The organism is Flavobacterium sp. 38 (assembly GCF_057799715.1).
The window spans coordinates 108,849-128,904 of sequence record NZ_JBYNWZ010000008.1; the positions used below are offsets into that span (position 1 = coordinate 108,849).

The 20,056-nt window shown below is 34.7% G+C and carries 15 protein-coding genes; 14 read left to right on the plus strand and 1 reads right to left on the minus strand.

The features are described from left to right. Positions 1–3: 3 nt before the first annotated feature. A complete protein-coding gene (locus AC3E9W_RS18120; RefSeq protein WP_306156376.1) occupies positions 4–246 on the minus strand; it encodes a hypothetical protein in 243 nt (80 codons plus the stop codon). Between the two features lie 667 nt (positions 247–913). Here AC3E9W_RS18120 and AC3E9W_RS18125 point away from each other — a divergent pair. The 14 genes from AC3E9W_RS18125 to AC3E9W_RS18190 all read left to right on the plus strand — a co-directional run bounded on the left by AC3E9W_RS18125 (position 914) and on the right by AC3E9W_RS18190 (position 20,012). After that, positions 914–1,774 (plus strand): helix-turn-helix transcriptional regulator, encoded by an 861-nt coding sequence (locus AC3E9W_RS18125; RefSeq protein ID WP_488769461.1) that lies wholly within the window; start codon positions 914–916, stop codon positions 1,772–1,774. A 379-nt stretch (positions 1,775–2,153) separates the two neighbouring features. After that, on the plus strand, positions 2,154–2,723 hold the full coding sequence (locus AC3E9W_RS18130; RefSeq protein WP_488769462.1) for a Pvc16 family protein: 570 nt from the start codon (positions 2,154–2,156) through the stop codon (positions 2,721–2,723). Beyond that, positions 2,720–3,550, plus strand: coding sequence for a hypothetical protein (locus AC3E9W_RS18135; RefSeq protein WP_488769463.1), 831 nt, complete (start codon positions 2,720–2,722; stop codon positions 3,548–3,550). Before AC3E9W_RS18130 ends, AC3E9W_RS18135 begins: the two co-directional genes overlap by 4 nt. Positions 3,551–3,587: 37 nt before the next feature. Then, a complete protein-coding gene (locus tag AC3E9W_RS18140; protein ID WP_488769464.1) occupies positions 3,588–5,165 on the plus strand; it encodes a phage tail sheath family protein in 1,578 nt (525 codons plus the stop codon). Positions 5,166–5,214: 49 nt separating this feature from the next. Beyond that, positions 5,215–5,685, plus strand: coding sequence for a phage tail protein (locus tag AC3E9W_RS18145; protein ID WP_008469163.1), 471 nt, complete (start codon positions 5,215–5,217; stop codon positions 5,683–5,685). Next, on the plus strand, positions 5,672–6,142 hold the full coding sequence (locus AC3E9W_RS18150) for a phage tail protein (protein ID WP_488769465.1): 471 nt from the start codon (positions 5,672–5,674) through the stop codon (positions 6,140–6,142). Before AC3E9W_RS18145 ends, AC3E9W_RS18150 begins: the two co-directional genes overlap by 14 nt. Before the next feature lie 6 nt (positions 6,143–6,148). After that, a complete protein-coding gene (locus tag AC3E9W_RS18155) occupies positions 6,149–6,319 on the plus strand; it encodes a DUF5908 family protein (protein ID WP_488769466.1) in 171 nt (56 codons plus the stop codon). Positions 6,320–6,522: 203 nt separating this feature from the next. Next, positions 6,523–7,197, plus strand: a complete 675-nt coding sequence (locus AC3E9W_RS18160) for a CIS tube protein (protein WP_488769467.1) — start codon at positions 6,523–6,525, stop codon at positions 7,195–7,197. Then, positions 7,197–8,996, plus strand: a complete 1,800-nt coding sequence (gene vgrG, locus AC3E9W_RS18165) for a type VI secretion system tip protein VgrG (RefSeq protein ID WP_488769468.1) — start codon at positions 7,197–7,199, stop codon at positions 8,994–8,996. The genes AC3E9W_RS18160 and vgrG overlap by 1 nt, the downstream gene beginning before the upstream one ends. Before the next feature lie 164 nt (positions 8,997–9,160). Next, positions 9,161–9,460: a PAAR domain-containing protein gene (locus AC3E9W_RS18170; protein WP_456896707.1), complete on the plus strand. Its 300-nt coding sequence runs from the start codon at positions 9,161–9,163 to the stop codon at positions 9,458–9,460. Then, positions 9,453–9,887 (plus strand): GPW/gp25 family protein, encoded by a 435-nt coding sequence (locus tag AC3E9W_RS18175; protein WP_488769469.1) that lies wholly within the window; start codon positions 9,453–9,455, stop codon positions 9,885–9,887. Before AC3E9W_RS18170 ends, AC3E9W_RS18175 begins: the two co-directional genes overlap by 8 nt. Further along, positions 9,884–13,603 carry a hypothetical protein gene (locus AC3E9W_RS18180; protein WP_488769470.1) on the plus strand — a complete coding sequence of 1,240 codons (3,720 nt, stop codon included), beginning with the start codon at positions 9,884–9,886 and terminating at the stop codon, positions 13,601–13,603. Before AC3E9W_RS18175 ends, AC3E9W_RS18180 begins: the two co-directional genes overlap by 4 nt. Continuing rightward, entirely contained in the window at positions 13,604–16,333 is a 2,730-nt protein-coding gene (locus AC3E9W_RS18185) for a hypothetical protein (RefSeq protein ID WP_488769471.1), read from the plus strand. It begins immediately after the preceding gene. Beyond that, complete coding sequence (locus tag AC3E9W_RS18190; protein WP_488769472.1) at positions 16,317–20,012, plus strand: contractile injection system tape measure protein; 3,696 nt, start codon at positions 16,317–16,319, stop codon at positions 20,010–20,012. The genes AC3E9W_RS18185 and AC3E9W_RS18190 overlap by 17 nt, the downstream gene beginning before the upstream one ends. The last annotated feature ends 44 nt before the right edge of the window (positions 20,013–20,056 follow it).

The following is a 20,056-nucleotide window of genomic DNA, read 5'->3' on the forward strand; positions in this document are numbered from 1 at the left end:
AATTTATCTGTTTCTCATAATGTAAAAAAGTATTTCTTCTTCTAATTCTCTTGACAAATTTTCAAACTTCATCTTGCGTTTGTAGTTTTTTTCGCTTTTATCCTTATAAAGCTCCGTTTTTGCAGTACTTATACAATAAGCGTCGCACATAACCTTAAATTTTTCATCGAGTATGTACAATTCTTTCATAGAATCAAAGTACGCTGCAAATTTAACATTATACAATTCGTCAGGAATAGCCGCCATAGGTTTTGTTGCGTTTAAATTAATACTGTATTTTACCTTACAGGTTCATTTTACAATACTCATAATATAATTATAAGTGCTAAGCATTCTTCAGACAGCTCCTCGATCAACCGATTTAAAAAGCTGCATTTTCATAATATTAAAATTAGAGTGAAAAACTTTAATCTTTTTTGTTTACCCCTCTGTAAATGGTTTCAGTTTATAATCTGAAACCAGAAATAGTAAAATGAACCATCAATATTCTAAAATGAAACAATGCTGAAATGAGTTGTTTTGTAACATCGGCCACATAATTCATCATGCTTTCTAGATTTTAGTATTAAAAATCGGCTTTTAGTTAATTTTCAATGTCTAAAGTGATGAAATTGTTAATTAACACAAGAAATGCAAAAACACGTAATAGTACTTATAGTAATATTCTTATGATTAAATAAATTTACATCCCTTTAATTTATAAGCCACAAATCATCAAAAATAGCTGCAATTCTATTTTATTCAAATCAAGTTATCAATACTGTCTGGAGAAGTGAGTTTTATTTTATCTGATAAACTCTGTCAATGTTAAGAGCTGTTTTTAACGAGAAAAAATGTTTATTTCATTTTGATATGCTGTCTTAGAAATTAAACCGAAAACGCATAAAAAAAGCAACATATAGTACCCCAAAAAATGCTTGAGAAAAAATCTATAGTAATCGGATGTGACGATATCACGATATTGACTATGATATTAAACGCGATATCAATAGTATCTGATTACGCCTTTTCTACAGTTTCTGTTTCGAGAGGAGTAGATTTGAAAAACACCATAAATTCTTTAAATCCAGATTTAGTCATTTTAGGATTCAAACAAAATCAGTTTGTTTTGAATGATACTAATTTTGATTCTGATAAAAGGAATATTCCCATTTTATACCTGACACAGAATTATGAATGCGAATCGTTATGCTGGTCCAAACAAAGCATTGTTTTTACTTTTCCTTATCAGCAACTTAAGAATACTGACTTTTTAATTTACAGAATACGATCTATTTTTCTTCTAAAAAAAACAGAGTCACAAAGCAAAGCTCCAACGTCTTTTGCAGAAGCTGCGATTCAGAAGAATGATCCTGATAAACTGAGTCATTATGTAATGGAACTTGATCAAAAGGTTGAAGTGCTTTTGAAAGTAAAAGAACGTATTTCTTATTTATATCCCAACGTAGATGACGCGACCAGAATTGAATTGATGTCTATTGTAAATTCTATAAAAACAGTTGCAAACGACAATAAGCTCTGGGATGATTTCAAAATTTATTTCGAACAGTCAAATCCTAATTTTCTTTTGGCTCTTGCCAAAAAACATCCTTCTCTAAGTTCTCGAGATTTAAAATATTGCTGCTACATTAAAATGAATATGAGCAACAATGACATTACCAATCTTCTCGGCATTAATCAAGAAAGCGTTCGCACTCATAAATATCGTCTTAAAAAGAAATTAACTCTTAAGAAAGAAGACGATATCATTTCGTACTTAAGAACTGTTTCTTAATTTCCTTTCCCTTATTTGTTATTTTACCATTACATGCTTCAGTAAATTTTAGCAATGTTAAACAGCTTTGTACTATAAAAATGCTGTCCATTTTTCTTTCCCTAAATTTCAAAATCTATACTTACTTTGAGAGTGTTTTTTACTGTATATGTCAAAATGCAGCAATACTTTTTAGGGCTATATACACCAAACTGATACAAAGCGTAGACAAAAAAAACTTTGTCTATACTTTGTCTATAAAAACATCGACTATCTGCCAAATTTGTCTATGAAAAGTATATTACAAATTTTTCGTACAAATCTAATTCTCAGTTACTTTTACAATTAAGAACAGCTAATTTATTAGCTATCACACTTACTTAATTTAAGAGTTAAAACGATGATACATCAATCACTTCAATTTACGAATAAATTATTGGGACAGTTTTTAAAAAATCGTTTTGGCCTAACCGAAGACAAAACGACTGTAAACTATCTCATTGAACCAAGTGGCACTTTGCCAAAAGTAAATCAGAACAAAGTGGTTTTGTCTCTGATAAATATTGAAAAAGAAACCAATCAGCCTTTTTATATCAGAAATCAGAAATTAGAAAGTGGCAACTATTCCAATTTCAATCCAACAGAAAGATACAATATAGATTTACTCATTAGCAGCAATTTTGAAGATTACACAGAATCCTTAAAATTTCTCGATGCCATTATCATCTTCTTTCAGATTAACAATTATGTAGATGCTTCGTCCTCCTCTTCTATTCCAGACGGTTTAAGCAGATTAGAATTTGAGTACGAAAAGATTTCTTACCACCAAATGCACAGTTTATGGACGGCGATGGGCGCGAAATACCAGCCTTCGATTATTTATAAAATGAAACTGATAAAAGCGCAAGGACATGAAATTATGGAAATTATACCGTCTGTAAAAAACACTAGTAATAATATCGTAAAATGATACAGAGCAATTACATAAAAATCTTTACTACAGGCGCTTATCATACTTTTTTTGATAACGGCAAATGCAATTGCCTTCATTTTACGCCAAATAATAAAACCGATAAAATATTCAAGAAATTCGGTTTCAAAACCAATCACATTTCAAACGGATTCGATTTATATTCAAACACAAAATCATCACTTTCAGATCTGTTAGATTATATTTCTAAAACTACACAGCAAGATTATTTCGAATTTAATATTAGATGCAGTAATCCAAATTTTATTCTCTTTACAACTTTGCCAATTAATTGGATCGGAACCGCTAATTATTCTAGCCAGGATCCTAAAAATCTAAACAATGAGGGGAAAATTGTATTGAATCAGACTTTAGAAAACAAACCTGCATCATCTCATTTTGGGCATTTAAAAGTCTATTTTGAAGATCTATTGAAAGAACAAAACACTGCTAATTTTATATTTTTTGAAATCAATTTTACGGCAAGAGCCACCCAATGGCAATATTATTTTATCAATAAAAACGCTGTACAGCTAAACAATCCTTCGATCACTCAAAAAGAAAACATACAATTTGACGGACCGCAGCAAGTCACAATTCAAACTGGAGAATCGGCTTTGCTGTTTACTTCCAGCAAAACTTACATTACGCTTAGTGAAAAACCGAAATATAAATTTGACTTAATAAACAGTTCTGTTTCAAATCAAAACAATGCCAAACCTAAAGTAATTATTAAAGGACTTCCGTGTCCAGATGTCTCCCGAATAGGAATAATCGAGAATAGCGACCAAAATGAAGTCGCCTCACCAATGTATATCTACTTATAAAAAAACTATTAAAAATGAACACTAAAAACTAAAATCAATGAATTTATCTACCATTCAAACTCCTGGTGTTTACATTCAAGAATTAAATGCTTTTCCCAATTCTGTTGTTGGAGTTGCCACAGCAATACCAGCATTTATAGGGTACACACCACAGGCCGCATACGAAGGAAAATCGTATACGAATGTGCCAGTAAAAATCACATCTTTTGCTGATTTTCAGGCTTTTTTCTGTTTGCCAGATCCACCTGCACCTGCAAGTCCGTCGAAACAGTACAATCCTGAATATTACTTGGTAGCAGAAAAAAGTCAGCCCTTAAAAGGCGACTACATGCTAATTGCAGGAACTTATTATTCTATAGTTCCAGACCCGAACACTGTTTATTATTTGTACAATAGCGTAAGGCTTTTTTACGAAAATGGCGGTGGAGATGCTTATATTGTTTCTGTTGGAAGCTACGGACCTCCGTCGCAAAAACCAGCAGCTCCAGGTGTTCCTGTTGTAAATCCGAATGTACAGCTGAATGATTTGACTAAAGGACTTGCTTTATTGCTAAACGAGCAAGAACCCACTATGTACATCTGCCCTGAAGCGACTTTGTTAAGTGTAGAAAACAATGGAACATTAATGCAGTCCATGCTTTTGCAAGCAACGCAAATGCAAACAGCAATGTGTTTGTTTGATATTATTGGAGGTGACGCTCCAGACCCAATTCTGTATACTCAAGACATTACCAATTTCAGAATGAATACAGGTTCTGTTGGGTTAAATTATGGAATGGCATATTATCCTTTTATCGGGACTACAATAATGCAAAATTCTGATATTGATTATACGAATTTATTTGGCGGAGATGTAAAACAATTAGAAGCAATTCTTAATCCTGCTAGCGCTCCAAATCCAGCAGCGGCGGCAATTATTGCTAATATTCAAAGTCCGGCAAGTACTTTAACTGTTACTCAAAATCACAATGCCTTACTTATTGCAAGTCAGACCTATTCCTTAATGATCAAACACATTGTAGCCGATGCTAATATTCTTCCTCCAAGCGGTGCTATGGCAGGAGTAATTACAACTGTAGACAATGCCGTTGGTCCGTGGGAAGCTCCTGCAAATACTTCGATCGTAGGTGCAGCTTCATTACCGATTTCGATTTCTGAAAGTCAACAAGCCAACTTAAACGTAGATGCTGTTTCGGGTAAATCGATCAACGCGATTCGAACTTTTAACGGCTTAGGAATCTTAATCTGGGGGTCTAGAACATTAGACGGAAATAGCCAAGACTGGAGATATATTCCGGTGCGCAGAACTATGATATTCTTAGAACAATCTTGTAAACTGGCCGCTCAGGCTTATGTGTTCCAGCCGAATGACAAAAACACTTGGGAAGCCGTGATTTCAATGATCAGCAGTTTCCTTAATTCGATCTGGAAACAAGGAGGTTTACAGGGAGCCAGCGCTTCTGATGCCTTTTCTGTAGCCTGCGGATTGGGTTCTACCATGACGGCAGACGACATTTTAAATGGTTTCATGAATGTTACGGTTAAAGTAGCTGTTGTTCATCCTGCTGAATTCATTGTCTTGACATTTCAACAGCAAATGGCAACTTCTAGTTAATCAAATAAATACTCAATTAAGTAAAATTTTAATTTAAAAATAAAAGAATATGGCAACAGATGACGGAAGCGTACAAGGCGCAACATGGCCCATGCCAAAGTTTAGATTCGAAGTAGACCTTGGAACAGAATTAACAAAAGTAGCTTTTCAAGAAGTTACCGGAATGGACGTCGAAAATCAAATTATAGAATACCGTAAAAGTAATAGTCCGCTTTTTTCTGTGGAGAAAATGCCAGGAATTACCAAATACGGAAACGTAACCATGAAACGTGGAATCTTTGTTAATGACAATACTTTCTGGGATTGGCATCAGCAAGTCGTAATGAATACGATTAAAAGAAGAACGGTTCTGATCAAATTATTAGACGAAAAAGGCGGCGTAACCATGCAATGGACTTTAAATAATGCTTGGCCCACTAAAATTACCAGCACCGATTTAAAATCTGATGGTAACGAGGTTGCGGTAGACACTATAGAAATTGCACACGAACAACTGATCATTAAAAATGGCGGTAAGTAACGATTATCCTGTTAGCTTTTATTTTACACTTTCATTTGCGGGTGTAGATGCGGCTTTCAAAGAGGTGTCTGGAATTTCTAAAGAACTAAGCTTAGAAGAAATTGTTTGTGGAGGCGAAAATAGATTTAAATATCGCCTCCCAACCATTTCCAACAGTCAAAACTTAGTACTTAAAAGAGCCATGGTGCCTGCAGGATCGCAGCTGGTAAATTGGTGCGCCAACTGCATTGATCAAGGATTATCAAACCCAATTCAGCCCAAAAATGTGATTCTGAAATTGCTTAATGCCTCTGGAGTCGTATGCATGCAATGGACTTTTAATAATGCTTATCCTGTAAAATATGCTGTTTCTGATTTAAACTCTCAGGAAAGCAATATCGCGATAGAATCTATTGAACTGGCTTACACCTATTTTGACATTTCAAAGGATACCAAATTTGATAAACTTTTTACGTAAACCATTATGCCAATCGAAATAAGAGAACTCATTATCAAAACTGAAATCGTTACGACCAACGCAAAAAATTCGGCTCTAGCCAAAGAACGAGAGCTGTCTATTTTAAGAAAACAATTGCTGGAAGAATGCAAAAGATTAATTGCTGAGAAAAATCAGGAGAATAGCTATAAACGTTAAAGCCACAGATTAAAGAATTTAAAAAAAAGTTTCCCGCAGATTTTGCAGATTAAAGCAGATCTAATTTTAATGCAGTTACAATAAATCTGCGAAATCTGCTTAGATCAATTTAAAATCTGCGTGAAATAATTTGAGACACGGATTAAAAGAATTAAAAAGAAAAAATCTGCGTGAAAAAAAAATAGACTTAAAATAGTAAACAAATGGCCAGCTTGGAATTAATGAAAATAACGGGGTACACAGACGAAGAATTTCAAAACAAATTCTCTGGAAATCCGTATGCTTTCATGATTAATCCTGATAATATCAAAATACAAAAAAGCATCGAGTACAACGAACAGCAAGCGCCTGCCACAAGCTCGGCTTCGCAAAAATATAAAAGTACGCCAAGTGATAAATTAAGTTTTGAAATGGTAATTGACTGTACGGGAATCGTAGACGCGAAACGTACCGATATGGCCAAAGAAATAACCGCATTAGAAACGATCATTTATACTTACAACGGTAAAATACACCGTCCTAATTTTGTAAAAGTGCAATGGGGTCAGAATATTACATTCAACGGAGTTCTCGATTCTATCGATATATCTTATACGTTGTTTAAACCAGATGGAAGTCCGCTGAGAGCCAAGCTATCATTGTCTTTTAGCCGTTACATTTCACCAAAAACAGTAACTAGAACAGACGCTCCCGAATCTCCAGATCTTACGCACATTGTAACCGTTTCTGAAGGAATGTCGTTACCGCAATTGTGCCAAAAAGTCTGGAACGATGATTCGTTTTATATACAAGTTGCCCAGTATAATAAACTCAACAAATTCAGAAACCTTAATGGTATCGACAAATTAATATTTCCACCTATAATCCCTTCCAATTAATGAGTGCCTCAACTGAAATAAAAAGTGGCGGAATCGCAACATTCGCAGTTAAAGTTAACGGAACCGCAATCGCCGATGAACTCAGCGTACTTTCTATTCATATCGAAAAAAAAGTAAATCGAATTGCTTCTGCTAAAGTGACTATTCTCGACGGAGAAGCCAATACAGGTAAATTTGACGCCAGCTCCTCTTCTATTTTTGTGCCTGGCGCAGAAATTAGTATCGAAGCTGGTTATGACGCCAGCAATACCGTTATTTTTTCTGGTGTTATTATGAGTCAGACGCTTCGTATTGACAATCTGGTCGGATCAGCTTTAGAAATAGAATGCCGTGACAAAGCCATAAAAATGATTGTGGGGCGCAAAAGCCTTACTTTTTCTAAACAAAAAGACAGTGATATTATTTCTTCTATTATAGGAACCTATTCCGGATTAAGCTCAGATGTTACTGCAACCAGTACAGTTTGGCCAGAACAAGTCCAATTTTATGCTACCGACTGGGATTATATTTTGGCTCTATCCGAAGCTAACGGACTGATCGTAACGACTTTAAACGGAAAAGTAGCTGTAAATCCTCCTGATAAAACAACAACGTCGGTGCTAACGGTAACGTATGGCGATAATCTGCTTGAATTTAATGCCAAATTGAATGCAGTGACACAATTAGGAAGTGCAACCGCCAACAGCTGGGATTTTAAAACACAAGCCGTTGTAAGTGGTAATGCTACACCAAATGTCACTGGAGCTGGAAATTTAACCACTAAAAAACTATCCGAGGCTATCGGACTTTCGACTTATCAATTGCAGACTTCGGCACCTTTGGAAACGGCAGATTTAACCAATTGGTCTAAAGCGCAAATCATTAAAAGTGAATATGCTAAAATAATGGGCGAAGCCAAATTTCAAGGTACCAGTTTAGTCGATCCTGGAAAGTATATGACTTTTGCTGGTCTTGGAGATCGTTTTAATGGCGATTATCTTATTGGTGGCGTTGTTCATGATTTATCACAAGGAAACTGGGTTACAGAAGTTACGCTAGGACTTTCACCGTTCTGGTTTACCGAAGAGCCAGATGTAATGGCACCGCCCGCTTCTGGGCTTCTGCCTGGAGCAAAAGGTCTCTTTAACGGAACTGTAAAAAAGATGTACGAAGATCCTGATTCAGAATACAGAGTTTTAGTCGATGTTCCGCTATTGGATCCGAAAGGTGAAGGAATCTGGGCAAGATTGACGAACTTTTATTCGACAAGCGGGGCTGGAGCTTTTTTTATGCCCGAAGTTGGAGATGAAGTCGTTTTAGGTTTTATAAACGAAGATCCTCGCTACCCGATAATTTTAGGAAGCGTTTATAGCAGTACAAGTATAAAGCCTTTTACTGGTTTAGATCCAAATCAGAAAAATTCGGTAAAAGCTATTGTTTCCAAATCGGGAATTTCCGTGCAATTTGACGATGAAAACAAAGTATGGACTGTCACAACGCCCAATAAAAACACCATCATCATTAGCGATAAAGACAAGAAAATTACGATTCAGGACGAAAATAACAACAGCGTCGTAATGTCTAGCAGCGGTATCGATTTAACAAGCCAAAAAAACATCAATATTTCAGCCAATCAGAATGTTACGATCAAAGGAGATCAAGGCGTAAAAATAGAGTCAAGCGGCGGCGATGTAGCCACGCAAGGCTTGAACATCAAAGAAAATGCATCTATGCAATACAATGCTCAAGGCGGACAAATGGCGCAAGTAACCGGAGGAATGCAATTAACCTTGAAAGGTGCCATGGTCATGATTAATTAAAGGTTGATGGTTTTTAGTTTGTGGTTTATTGTTAACCGCTTAATTACTAACGACCAAGAAAATAATTACGATTAAGCTTTGTCAAAGTTTAAAACTTTGACAAAGCGATCAACAATAAACTATAGACCATCAACAACAAACAACAAACTATAAACAATAAACTTATGCCACCAGCAGCAAGACTTACCGATTTTCACCAATGTCCGATGGTTACTCCAGGAGTGCCACCGATTCCGCATGTAGGCGGACCTATAGTTGGGCCATGTGCGCCAACTGTTTTAATAGCAGGATTACCAGCCGCCAAAGTTGGCGATATGCTGGTTTGTGTTGGCCCGCCAGATTCTATTATAAAAGGATCTGCAACGGTTATGATAAACGGTATGCCTGCAGCAAGAATGGGAGATTCAACAGCTCATGGAGGATCAATTATGTTGGGAGCATTTAATGTTATGATCGGTGGATAATTCAGCACATACAGACACTGCTTTTTTAGGTTCAGGATGGGCATTTCCTGTGTCTTTTTCTGCAGATAATCATCAGCTGAATTTGTCTGCTAATGAAACCAATATTAACGAATCTATCAATGTCATTCTAAATACCCGAAAAGGCGAACGTACTCTTGAAGCTGAATTTGGTTCTGGAATACAGCAATTTATGTTTAGAAAAATTGACAGCACACTTAAAGGCGAAATTATAGAAGCCATCAAGTTTGCTCTATTACGATATGAGCCTAGAATATTGGTGCAAGACGTTAAAGTTGCCTCAACTGATATTGTTAACGGAACAATAGAGATCCTGATTAGCTATATCTATTCTAAAACCAATACCAGACACAATTATGTATTTCCTTTTTATTTAAAAGAAGGAACAAACTTAGATCGAAAAAAATGATTTTAATTGATCAAAATAGCGCTATAAATTCTCTTAACGAAGCACTCGTTCCAAATCCGCATTTGATAGACGGAAGAACCGAGCAAGACTGGCTGTACTTTTTGGCAGAATTTAGCAAATTGATCAATTTTTATAATGACAGCAATACCATTGAAGGAAACTGGAGTCCATTTTTATTAAAAGATCCCGTTTTTTTGATGGCTTCCATTTCGAAAACCAATTATAAAAAACTGTATACTGACTACAAAAACAGCTGTACAGAAATTCAGCGATTAATCACAAACGGAAACGTCAAAATTCCATACTCAAAAGCTTTAAACAGCTTGTTTGACCGAATTACTGCGATTTATAAAATTATAGAACGCTGGACGCATTATATGCAGAGCAATAATGAAATATACGATCTCAAAACCTATATTTTACAAGAAGTAAAAAACAAATTAAGTGTAGATTTTTGGGCAATCCAGTCTTTTAGGCAATATTTATACAAACTGGCTATCGATGGTTTGTTTATAAATTCTGCACCATTAGAAGACTTCAATTCTTTCGATAAAAACATCTGGTACGTAAATAAAGATAAAACGCCTTTCTGGCAAGTTTTTGGGTTTGAAACCGAACATCCAATATTGCAGGAAACGGCATCGATAACGTCTTTTAGTTTAGATATTCTAACTAAAATTGGCGATAAATTATTTCAGTTTTTAGAAACGATAATTCATCATTCAGGAAAAGAATTTAAGAAATTAAACCTAAAAAAAGGGCAATTTCCAGATACTGTTTTGTTGCGTTCTTTTGTAAATATTTTAAAAATTCAGCAAGATCAATTGAACGGACTTTCTGAAAAACATCTTGATTTTTATTATAAAGATATTTTAAAGCAAACCAAATTGCCTGCCGTTGCAGATCAGACTTTTTTGTGTGCAACGCTCACAAAACCAACATCGGTTTATACTTTGCCAGCAGGAACTTTATTTAACGCAGGAGTCGATGCGCAAAAGAATCCGATACTATTTGCTTCTCAAAAAAATGTCAATCTAAATCCTGCAACGATTTCAAGCGTTCACAAACTTTCTTATCAGGATCAAAACAATGCGTCGTATAATTTGCAGACCATTGTAAAACCTACCGAAATTCAATTAGATCCAGAAAATAAAGCGATAAGCTGGGAAACTTTTGGATCTGATGATGCTTCGCTAAATCCATCATTAATCGGAATTGCATTTGCTTCGCCGATGCTATTATTACGCGAAGGACAGAGAACTATAACGCTAACATTGGAATTTGATTCGCAAATAGATTTGAAAATCCTGGAGGAAGCAAATTATTTTCTGAGCACGCAAAAAGAATGGCTCAAATTGGATTTACTTCCTGCAAATTTCACAGCCGATTCTACCAAACAGAATACAATTACAATTAAGATAGATCTTGATCCCACTGTAGTAGCAATTGAACCGTTCTTAATTAATCCCGATGGATTAAAAAGCGATTGGCCAATGATGAAAATTTTGTTTCAAAATGTTCCGAATCCGCAAGAACCGCCGAAAATAACTTCGCTAACTATTGCATTAGATGTAGAAGGAGTTAAAACCTTTCAATTGTATAATGATTATGGAGAGTTAAGTACCAAAAGCCCCTTCACTCCTTTTGGGCCAGTTCCGCTGGTGAATGCCAATTTTATTATCGGAAATAACGAAATCTTAAGCAAACCGCTCGACAGTTTTAAAATAAAAATAGATTGGGACAAAAGACCTAATGATTTTTCATTGTATTACCAACAATACAATAACTATCTGAATCCGCAAATAAAAGAAGAAAATAGAAGGCTTGCAAAAACAATTAGATTTTTGCATCCACGAGAAAAAAATATTGTTGTTAAAAAAGAATTTACAAACGCCAGTTTTACAGCTGATTTTACCATCATGCAGGACAAATCATGGCAGGGTCTTAAAATGACAAAAATAGAGTGCAGTGATGTCGATAAAGTTTTTATTGCAGTTGATGAAACTCCCGATTCTGTTTATTTATTCGATCCAGAACCTGTAAACAATGCCAATCCAATTCTCAGTACATCTAGCAGCTGTTATGTGTATGCTAAATCACCTTCAAATTTAAGTTTAACGCAAACAGCCGTTAAAATTTGGGAGCCCGATCCGAATATTCAAAAAGAGCCTTTGAATTTTACTGAAGAAAGTTCGTCAGGATTTATAAAAATGACTTTAGCGACTCCAGAATATGGTTTTGGTTCAGAATTATATGCCAATGTTGTCGCTAGCATTGCTTTGCAAAACGGCAATAAACTGGCGATGGCTGGAGACAAGGAAGTAAAAGATTTTATCGCTGCTGCGAATGTGCCTTTTGCACCAAAAATAAAAACCTTTTCTGCCATTTATAATGCCAGCGTAACGTACAAACTTGATGGTACAGCGGGAGATTATCCGTTGCAGTATTTTATATATGCGCCCTTTTCAAATTATACCGTATTTGACAGCGCTAGAGCCGATAAAACCGATACCGAAACATTCAATACAGAAATTATCGGAAGCGCTGAAAATAATTTTATAAAAGGTTTTCCGCTTTATCCTTCGTTTAATTATAACGGAGCATTATTTATAGAACTCGATAATTTGATTTGCAATAGCACTCTCAATCTTTATTTTGAATTGGCAAGAAATTCAACGGCACTTACCGATCAAAATGATATTATGTATTACTATTTGAGTAATTCTGGTTGGAAAAACATTCATCCATTATCTGATGAAACCAGTAAATTTAGATGTTCTGGAATAATCGAAATCCCGATTCCGGCAGATTGCAACAATGATAGCACCATAATGCATGGAACCAAAAATTGGATTTCTATTGCGGCAATTGGCAATCTTAAATCTTTTTCGAAAACCACTTTTATACAAACCAACGGTTTTAGTGTAAAAAGAGCTGGAACTACATTTTTGACCGATACAGAAAGTCCGAAAATTGAAGCCAATGTTATTACAAAACCAGAAATCAAAATTCCCGAAATAGGCACTGTAATTCAACCTTTTGCTTCTTTTGGAGGAAAAGCTGCCGAGAACAAAACCGACCGAAATAAAAGAGTAAGCAACAGCATTAAAACCAAAAATAGAGCCAGCACAGCGGCAGATTACTATACCCTGATTGCCGAAAAATTTGATACTGTTTATTACTCAAAAGTAGTGACTAAAAAAAGCGACAACAGCACAAATGTTTATCTGGTAAAAAAAGTAGCGTCAGACAATGATTCAAATGCCTTTATTCCATTGGTTACCAATGCTCTTGAAATTGAAGTTGGACAATTTTTAAAAGCCAATTCGTCTCCTTTTATAAACCTGAACATATCCAATTTTAATCTGGAATATGTTTGCATAAACATCATGATTCAAGTCGAACAGAACTATCAGACAGCATTAATCAGCAAGAATGTAAATCTTGCTCTAAAAAAATATCTGTCGCCATGGATTGCGAATTGCCCTTCTGAAATAGAAATTGGCAAACCGCTCATCGATGGCAAAGTCAGCAGTTTTGTTCAAAATATTGAAGGAGTTCTTTCTGTCGAAAAAGTAACTTTTACGAGTTATTATATCAATCCAATTACAGGATTGCAGACCACTTTAAAAAGCGAAAAAAAAGCTTTAATGCCTTATGGGCCAGCGACACTTTTGGTTTCTGCACCCAATCATAACATTTCATATTTAGCATAAATGGATACCAATAATCAAATAACAAAAATACAGCTTCCACCGCATCAGGATTTTAATTTCCTGAAAGACGAAGCTATTGATTATATCCAAAACCATATTGGCAATCAGTGGACTAACTTTAATCCGAGCGATCCCGGAATGACCATTCTGGATCAAGTTTGTTACGCAATGACCGAATTGGGCTATTGCACCGATTTTTCGATTCCCGATATTTTAACGGATTCTACTGGAAAGATGGAAATCGAAAATCAGTTTTATTTGCCTTATAAAATCCTGACTACAGCTCCTTATACTATTGATGACTATAGAAAATATATTATCGATGGCATAGACGATGTTTATAATGCTGTTATTACCACGTACAAGGATAATATTTTGCCTTTTAGCAGAATTTATCAAGTTTATCTGTATATCAATCCTGACATTACCGATGCTGAAAAATGCCAAAACATTTGCAAATCTGTTTTTTACTATCTCAATCAGAGCCGTAATATTGGCGAACTTTTTAATATGCCAGTCGCACTGCAAACTCAAAATTGCTGGATTGGCGGGAAAATAGAACTGGAAAAAGATGCAGACGAACATGCGGTTTTATTAGAACTTCAAAATAAACTCCGCACGTATATATTTCCGAAAATAGATCAAGTAAATTACGATGCTTTAAAAGAAGAAGGATATAATGCTGCCGAAATATATGATGGCCCTTATCTTAAAAATGGGTGGATTTTAGACGAATCATTATCCGATAAAAAAGACACTGTAAAAGCCATTGATCTGATTCCTGTAATTGAATCTGTAGCAGGAATTATTTCGGTTTCAGGATTACAGCTTTATCAGAACAAAATCAGTGTGCAAGCATTGCAATCTACTGAAAGCCAAATCTTGTCGATAGATGTCTTGGCTTCTTATAAAGAGAAAAAGCTATTATTAAATTCTAACGGAAAAGAAATTCAGGCGGACGCTTTTGGTCCGTTGCAAATTAATTTAAGCAAATATCAAGACACGGCCACAAGTTTAAACAACAAACCCGCTATAAAATTGCCCAAAAGCAGTTTTAGAGATATCAATAGCTACTACTCCATTCAAAATACATTTCCGCAGCAATATGGCATTGGCGACGACAAAATCGAAGATGATTCGGCACCAATTCAAGTGGCGCAGTCTCGCCAGTTAAAAGGATATCTGACTTTATTTGATCAGGTTTTGGCCAATCAGTTTTCGCAATTGGCAAATGTTTCAAAGCTATTTTCTTTTACCAATTCGGTATGCGGAGCGCCTTCAGACAATGAAACTTTTTATGCTTTGAAAGACAAATTCGAGAAAAAACATTTAGAATATCCTGTTCCGTACAAAATGTTTGCTCCGAGTTATTTCTATCAATCTTTGTACAATGTTCCTCATATCAAGCCTTTATTAAAAAATAATACTGTTTTTGAATACAGCTCTAGCGAGGAAACTAAAAAAGAACTGAAAGAAAAAAGCTGGTTCGAATATCAGCAAGATCCTTACAATTCGTACATCTTCGGAATGATGAAAATCATGGAAGAGGAAGATGTAAATTTCGATAGAAGAAACAAAATATTAGATCATTTATTGGCCAGACATGGCGAATCTCCAAAGGTTATTGATGCGATTATCGAGGATACGATTTATACCGGAAATAAGAAAAAAGATCAAATCATTTTGAAAAGTCTGTATTTGCAAAACCTTGATTTATTAACCTATAATCGAATAAAAGGATTCAATTTTCTAACTGCTTCTAAAATCAGTCAGAATGCCGATTTTGGTTTGTCGAATATTAAAAATGAGCATTATAACTATATCAGCGAAAATACTTCCGATTTTGTTTTTCAGTCGGATAAACTCAACAAAAAAGAAAAACTAAGCAAAACCGATTTCAGTAATTTTTCGGGTTTAGAATTAAAACTGAGTTTGCTTTTCGGATTAAAAAACATCTACAACAATTTTATTACGACGCAATTTGAAACAGAACAAAGTTCTATTGAAGATCAGCTGAACAGCAATAAAACAATACAAAAAGTATATTGGTTGAAAGAGAAAAGAAAAGGCTGTTTTTTAATAGAAACATCACTTTTATTAAGTCAGTTAAAACACAATATCGAAATTTTAAATAAAAGTAACAATTTAAGTCATAAAATTCAAAATGTTGATTTTCAATCAACAGCAAATATCAACTATATTTTAAATACTACTAGTCAAGCAGTGCTAGATGCCCAGCTTGTTGAGGGTTATTTGGAATTTGCCAACCAGAAATATTCTTTTATTTCTGACGATTCTGAAGCTGTGACGGTTAGCGATTATACAAAAAGTAAATTATCTGATTATTTATTTAGGATTTCGATTTCATCTGGAAATGGGACAATTACAATCAATAATGAACTCTTTAAGAAAAATGCCGTCTTATTATTTCCCGACTTTATTCCAGAGCTGCAAACTCCTGAGTTCAAAAAGCGCCTTAAACAGTTTCTTGCGGTCAGCCTTCCGACGAGTATAATTTGCGAATGTTTGTTTGTAAGTCTTCCCGAATTGGAAACCTTTATGCCGAATTATAGCAGTTGGCATGAGAGCTTGAGGTTTAAAAATGCGCAAGATTTACTCGATAAACAAACTACTCCAGAAACAGCAATTTCAGATCCTGAACAAGCTGCAGTTAATTTAATCAATAGTCTAACCTCAATTTTAGCGACAAAAAATGGAAGAAATAAATAGCCATATTGTATCGAGTCTAAAATGGGACACAACTTTTGACCAGAAAAATGAAGGTTATAAACTTCAGGAGCGTTTGAGCGCCTGGAGCAAAATTACGCTTCCGAGAGAAGTCGCCGCTATTTTTAACGAATTATGTCCGCAGGAACAAAGCTGGAGAATTGAATCGTTGGAACTTGATTTGGGTTCTTGCGATTATAGCGATCTCGAGTTTGATTTGAGCCGAAAAATACGCAGTTTACTAAGAGAAAAAATAGCCGAATTAATTCTGTATCAAAACAATCAGAAGCAAAACGGAATTGCGGTTTACAACAAAGAAAAATCGATTCTCGAGAATTTGATGGTCTTTTTGCTTGAAGGTTCTCTGCCATGGAATTATCAGAATAAAGAAGGTTCTGTCAACCAGATTATGGCAGAATTGCTTCAGAATAATTTGGTAGAAGTTATAGCGATTATTAAAGAAACAGGATTATCGCATGAAGAGGTTAGAAAACGAATTGCATGGCAATTTGACGAGAAAAACATCACCAAAATAATTGCGGCGCTGGAGCCCAACAATAGTAGTTCGATTATTGAGTTCAGCTCGATTATGGTTAATATTCAGGTTAAAGAAACTATTATCCAGACAAGCACGGCGAGTTTCAAAAAGAATTTGTGGTTCTTTATTCTGAACTTTTTACTGTTGGAACGCGGAACGCTTTTCAATAAACTGGCTTTCATGAAAAGCAGTATTCTGCAAATGGCCAATCATTACAATATTGCTTATGCAGAATTGATTATTCTGATTGAAAATACGGTTGTCAAACTCTCTGATAAAACGTCTCAGAATAACAATTTTATTGCTTGTCTAAAAATATTGACTCAGGAATATGAAACGCAAAAAAGCGAAAATTACAAACCTGAAACAGCCACAAACTATTGGATGGTTTTGGAGCAATTGCTAAAAAACAAAAGCACTAGAAAATTTAAAACTGAAAGAGACAATCTCAATGAATTGATTTTGGCTTTGAGCAATGAGAATAAAACAAAATTCAGTGCTCTTATCCAACCTATTTTCAAAGATGAAAATCTGCTGATTTCGTTGCTTCAGGATTTAAATGAAACTTCTATAAAAATACTGTATTCTAAACTGGATACTACTCCATCGCAACTTCACACAGAATCTGTAATGTATCTGAATAAGCTGAGCCAGACTTTTAAACTAAAAACAAACAGTAAGGATTTATGGCAAATTGGAATTCTTTTTCTCATCAAAAATAAAAATGCTGACAATACTGCATTTTTATTGTTTTGCATTAAAGAATTGAGCAAAAAAAATAATCTGAGCCATGAGCATTTATTGGTTTTATTTACCAATGCAAAAATTCCTGCGGCAGTAAAAAACAATAATTCGGCACTCATTTATACCAACTTAAATGCTATTTATTGCAAGGAAATCAGTAAAAACAATTCTAATTATCCTGCTGTTTATTTTAAGAATCTGGTTGCCAAACTAGAATTAGAATTGCAGAAAAACAGTGCCAAAAGTGTCTTTTTTATCGATCTGCAACGATCGCTGATGAGAACTATTTTACTGCATCCAAAAATGGCTTTTGAGGTCATGCTTTCTTATGGAAATAAAGAAGTTTTGAAGAAAATTTTGCCGCTGATTTTGAATCGCGAAATGCTTCAATTATTAGTCAAAACAGCCAATTATAAAAAAACAAAACTCGTACAGACGATACAAGTTGTCTATGAAATTCTGAACGAAAAAGATAACTATGATTTTCCGGAAGAATTAATAACCGATAATTTATTGCTACTCGGCATGCAGGAAATATTGTTTCATCCAGAACATAACACTTCTTTATTCTTGGAAAAGATTATCGTTCAGTTGTCTAAAAAAGTAACTGAGACGCGACGAAGCGATTATTTTCAGTTCATTACAAAACTGATTCAGTCCAAACGAATTAAATCTTTTGGAGTTGCCATTAAAAAAACTTTCATCAATCAATTAAAAAACACAAAATCTATTGATACTGTTGCGCTTGCATTGCTTATTCAAAATACGTCACAGCAAGATCAGCAGGAATTAGCGCAATTGTTGACCGCAAATTTTAACGATGCTGGATTTGTTTTGCTTCGAAAACAAGATAAAAAGGAAAGCGAAAATATTTTGAATTATTTTCTAACAAATGGAGCTGTGCTGAAAAAGAATTGGGTTCAGAAAACTTCAGCAATGCTAATTCGAAGTGCAAAATCAGTTTCGAAAACTAAAATAATTGGAGAATTAAACGAGCTTTTTTGGAATTCAATTTTAAAATATTCGGCTTATAAAGGCAATGAAATGCTTTTTGAAAAACTGCTTCAGAAAGAACTGAAATTATATCTGAAAAAGAACATTACTAAAGAAAAAATAGCGCTTCAAAACGAAACAAAATCTTTTGAATCTGCAAATTCAATTACAGAACTAATGCCTCTTTTTGAGAATAATACACTATCAGATTATACAACTTTTGATAAAATTTCAGAGTCCATTAATTCTGAGATTTTGTCTGAAATTCAAAATTTATCAGAAAAAGAAAAATACAGCTGGATTTCGTCAATTGTTATAGAACGTAAGGTTCCAACTGTTTTCAGCATTTCTAAAACTATCGAAATCAAAGACATTCTGAATATCATTATTATAAAAGAGTCTAAGATTTTCTTTAACATAATGAAGAAAGAATTTATTCCCGAAGCTCAAATGGATTGGCTTTGCCGCAACATCAATTTTCATAATCTGTGCAATGCGGTTAGTCAAGTAGATAAAAACAAAGAATTGTATTTACGAATTCTAGAAAAATTCAACCATGTTTTAGGTTCGGTTAAAATCAAAGGTTTGGCTTCTAAAGAAATGCAACATCTCTTACTGCGAAAACTTTTAAAAGCCGTTACCAACGACAACTGGAGACTTATTACTGCCGATAAAATCTGGAATGAATTGATCTGGGAAGTGGTAACGAAAAAAGGGATTTCTAAAAAAAGCTTTTTGGCAGATATGGAAAAATATATCTATCAGTTTCCGCCCGCTTTACAGCTTGGGTTTAAAGAAATTCTAAGAACTGAAAAACAAACTGCTCCTCTTTTAAAACAACCTGAAATATTTTCGAAAATGGAATTAATTAAAATTAAAGAAAGACCAAAGAACAGTCCTAAGCTAGGAATTCCAGTAAGAAACGCCGGAATTGTGCTCTTAAACGATTATATCGCGATGCTGTTTGAACGACTGCAGCTAACCTCTGAAAATAAATTTATAAGCAATGAGCATCAGGTTCGAGCTGTTCAGTATCTGCAATACGTAATTACGGGAATGCAGGAAACAGAAGAGGTTTATTTGCCTTTGAATAAAGTTTTATGCGGTTTGCCATTGATCAATACTGTTCCAGATTTTGTCGAAATAACTGATTCTGAAAAACAATTGATAAATGGTTTGATACAAGCTGCGATTTCGCATTGGCCAGAAATTGGAGATTGCTCTGTAGATGGTTTTCGAGGAAACTGGCTCGTTCGCGAAGGAATTCTAGTAGAACACGAAGATAAATGGGAACTGACTGTTGACAAAAGGGCATACGATATTTTGATAAACCGCTCTCCTTTTGTTTTTTCGATTATGAAATATCATTGGATGGATAAGCCTTTGCATGTGATCTGGCCTTATTAACATTCCCAAAAAAAGCTAATAAAACCTTGAATACAATATTGAAA

Coding starts and splice junctions, on each gene's coding strand:
- AC3E9W_RS18155 (WP_488769466.1), top strand. CDS start 6,149: ATGCCAATCGAAATAAGAGAACTCATTATCAAAACTGAAATCGTTACG.
- AC3E9W_RS18125 (WP_488769461.1), top strand. CDS start 914: ATGCTTGAGAAAAAATCTATAGTAATCGGATGTGACGATATCACGATA.
- AC3E9W_RS18130 (WP_488769462.1), top strand. CDS start 2,154: ATGATACATCAATCACTTCAATTTACGAATAAATTATTGGGACAGTTT.
- AC3E9W_RS18140 (WP_488769464.1), top strand. CDS start 3,588: ATGAATTTATCTACCATTCAAACTCCTGGTGTTTACATTCAAGAATTA.
- AC3E9W_RS18185 (WP_488769471.1), top strand. CDS start 13,604: ATGGATACCAATAATCAAATAACAAAAATACAGCTTCCACCGCATCAG.
- AC3E9W_RS18170 (WP_456896707.1), top strand. CDS start 9,161: ATGCCACCAGCAGCAAGACTTACCGATTTTCACCAATGTCCGATGGTT.
- AC3E9W_RS18160 (WP_488769467.1), top strand. CDS start 6,523: ATGGCCAGCTTGGAATTAATGAAAATAACGGGGTACACAGACGAAGAA.
- AC3E9W_RS18180 (WP_488769470.1), top strand. CDS start 9,884: ATGATTTTAATTGATCAAAATAGCGCTATAAATTCTCTTAACGAAGCA.
- AC3E9W_RS18145 (WP_008469163.1), top strand. CDS start 5,215: ATGGCAACAGATGACGGAAGCGTACAAGGCGCAACATGGCCCATGCCA.
- AC3E9W_RS18120 (WP_306156376.1), bottom strand. CDS start 246: ATGGCGGCTATTCCTGACGAATTGTATAATGTTAAATTTGCAGCGTAC.
- AC3E9W_RS18150 (WP_488769465.1), top strand. CDS start 5,672: ATGGCGGTAAGTAACGATTATCCTGTTAGCTTTTATTTTACACTTTCA.
- AC3E9W_RS18190 (WP_488769472.1), top strand. CDS start 16,317: ATGGAAGAAATAAATAGCCATATTGTATCGAGTCTAAAATGGGACACA.
- vgrG (WP_488769468.1), top strand. CDS start 7,197: ATGAGTGCCTCAACTGAAATAAAAAGTGGCGGAATCGCAACATTCGCA.
- AC3E9W_RS18135 (WP_488769463.1), top strand. CDS start 2,720: ATGATACAGAGCAATTACATAAAAATCTTTACTACAGGCGCTTATCAT.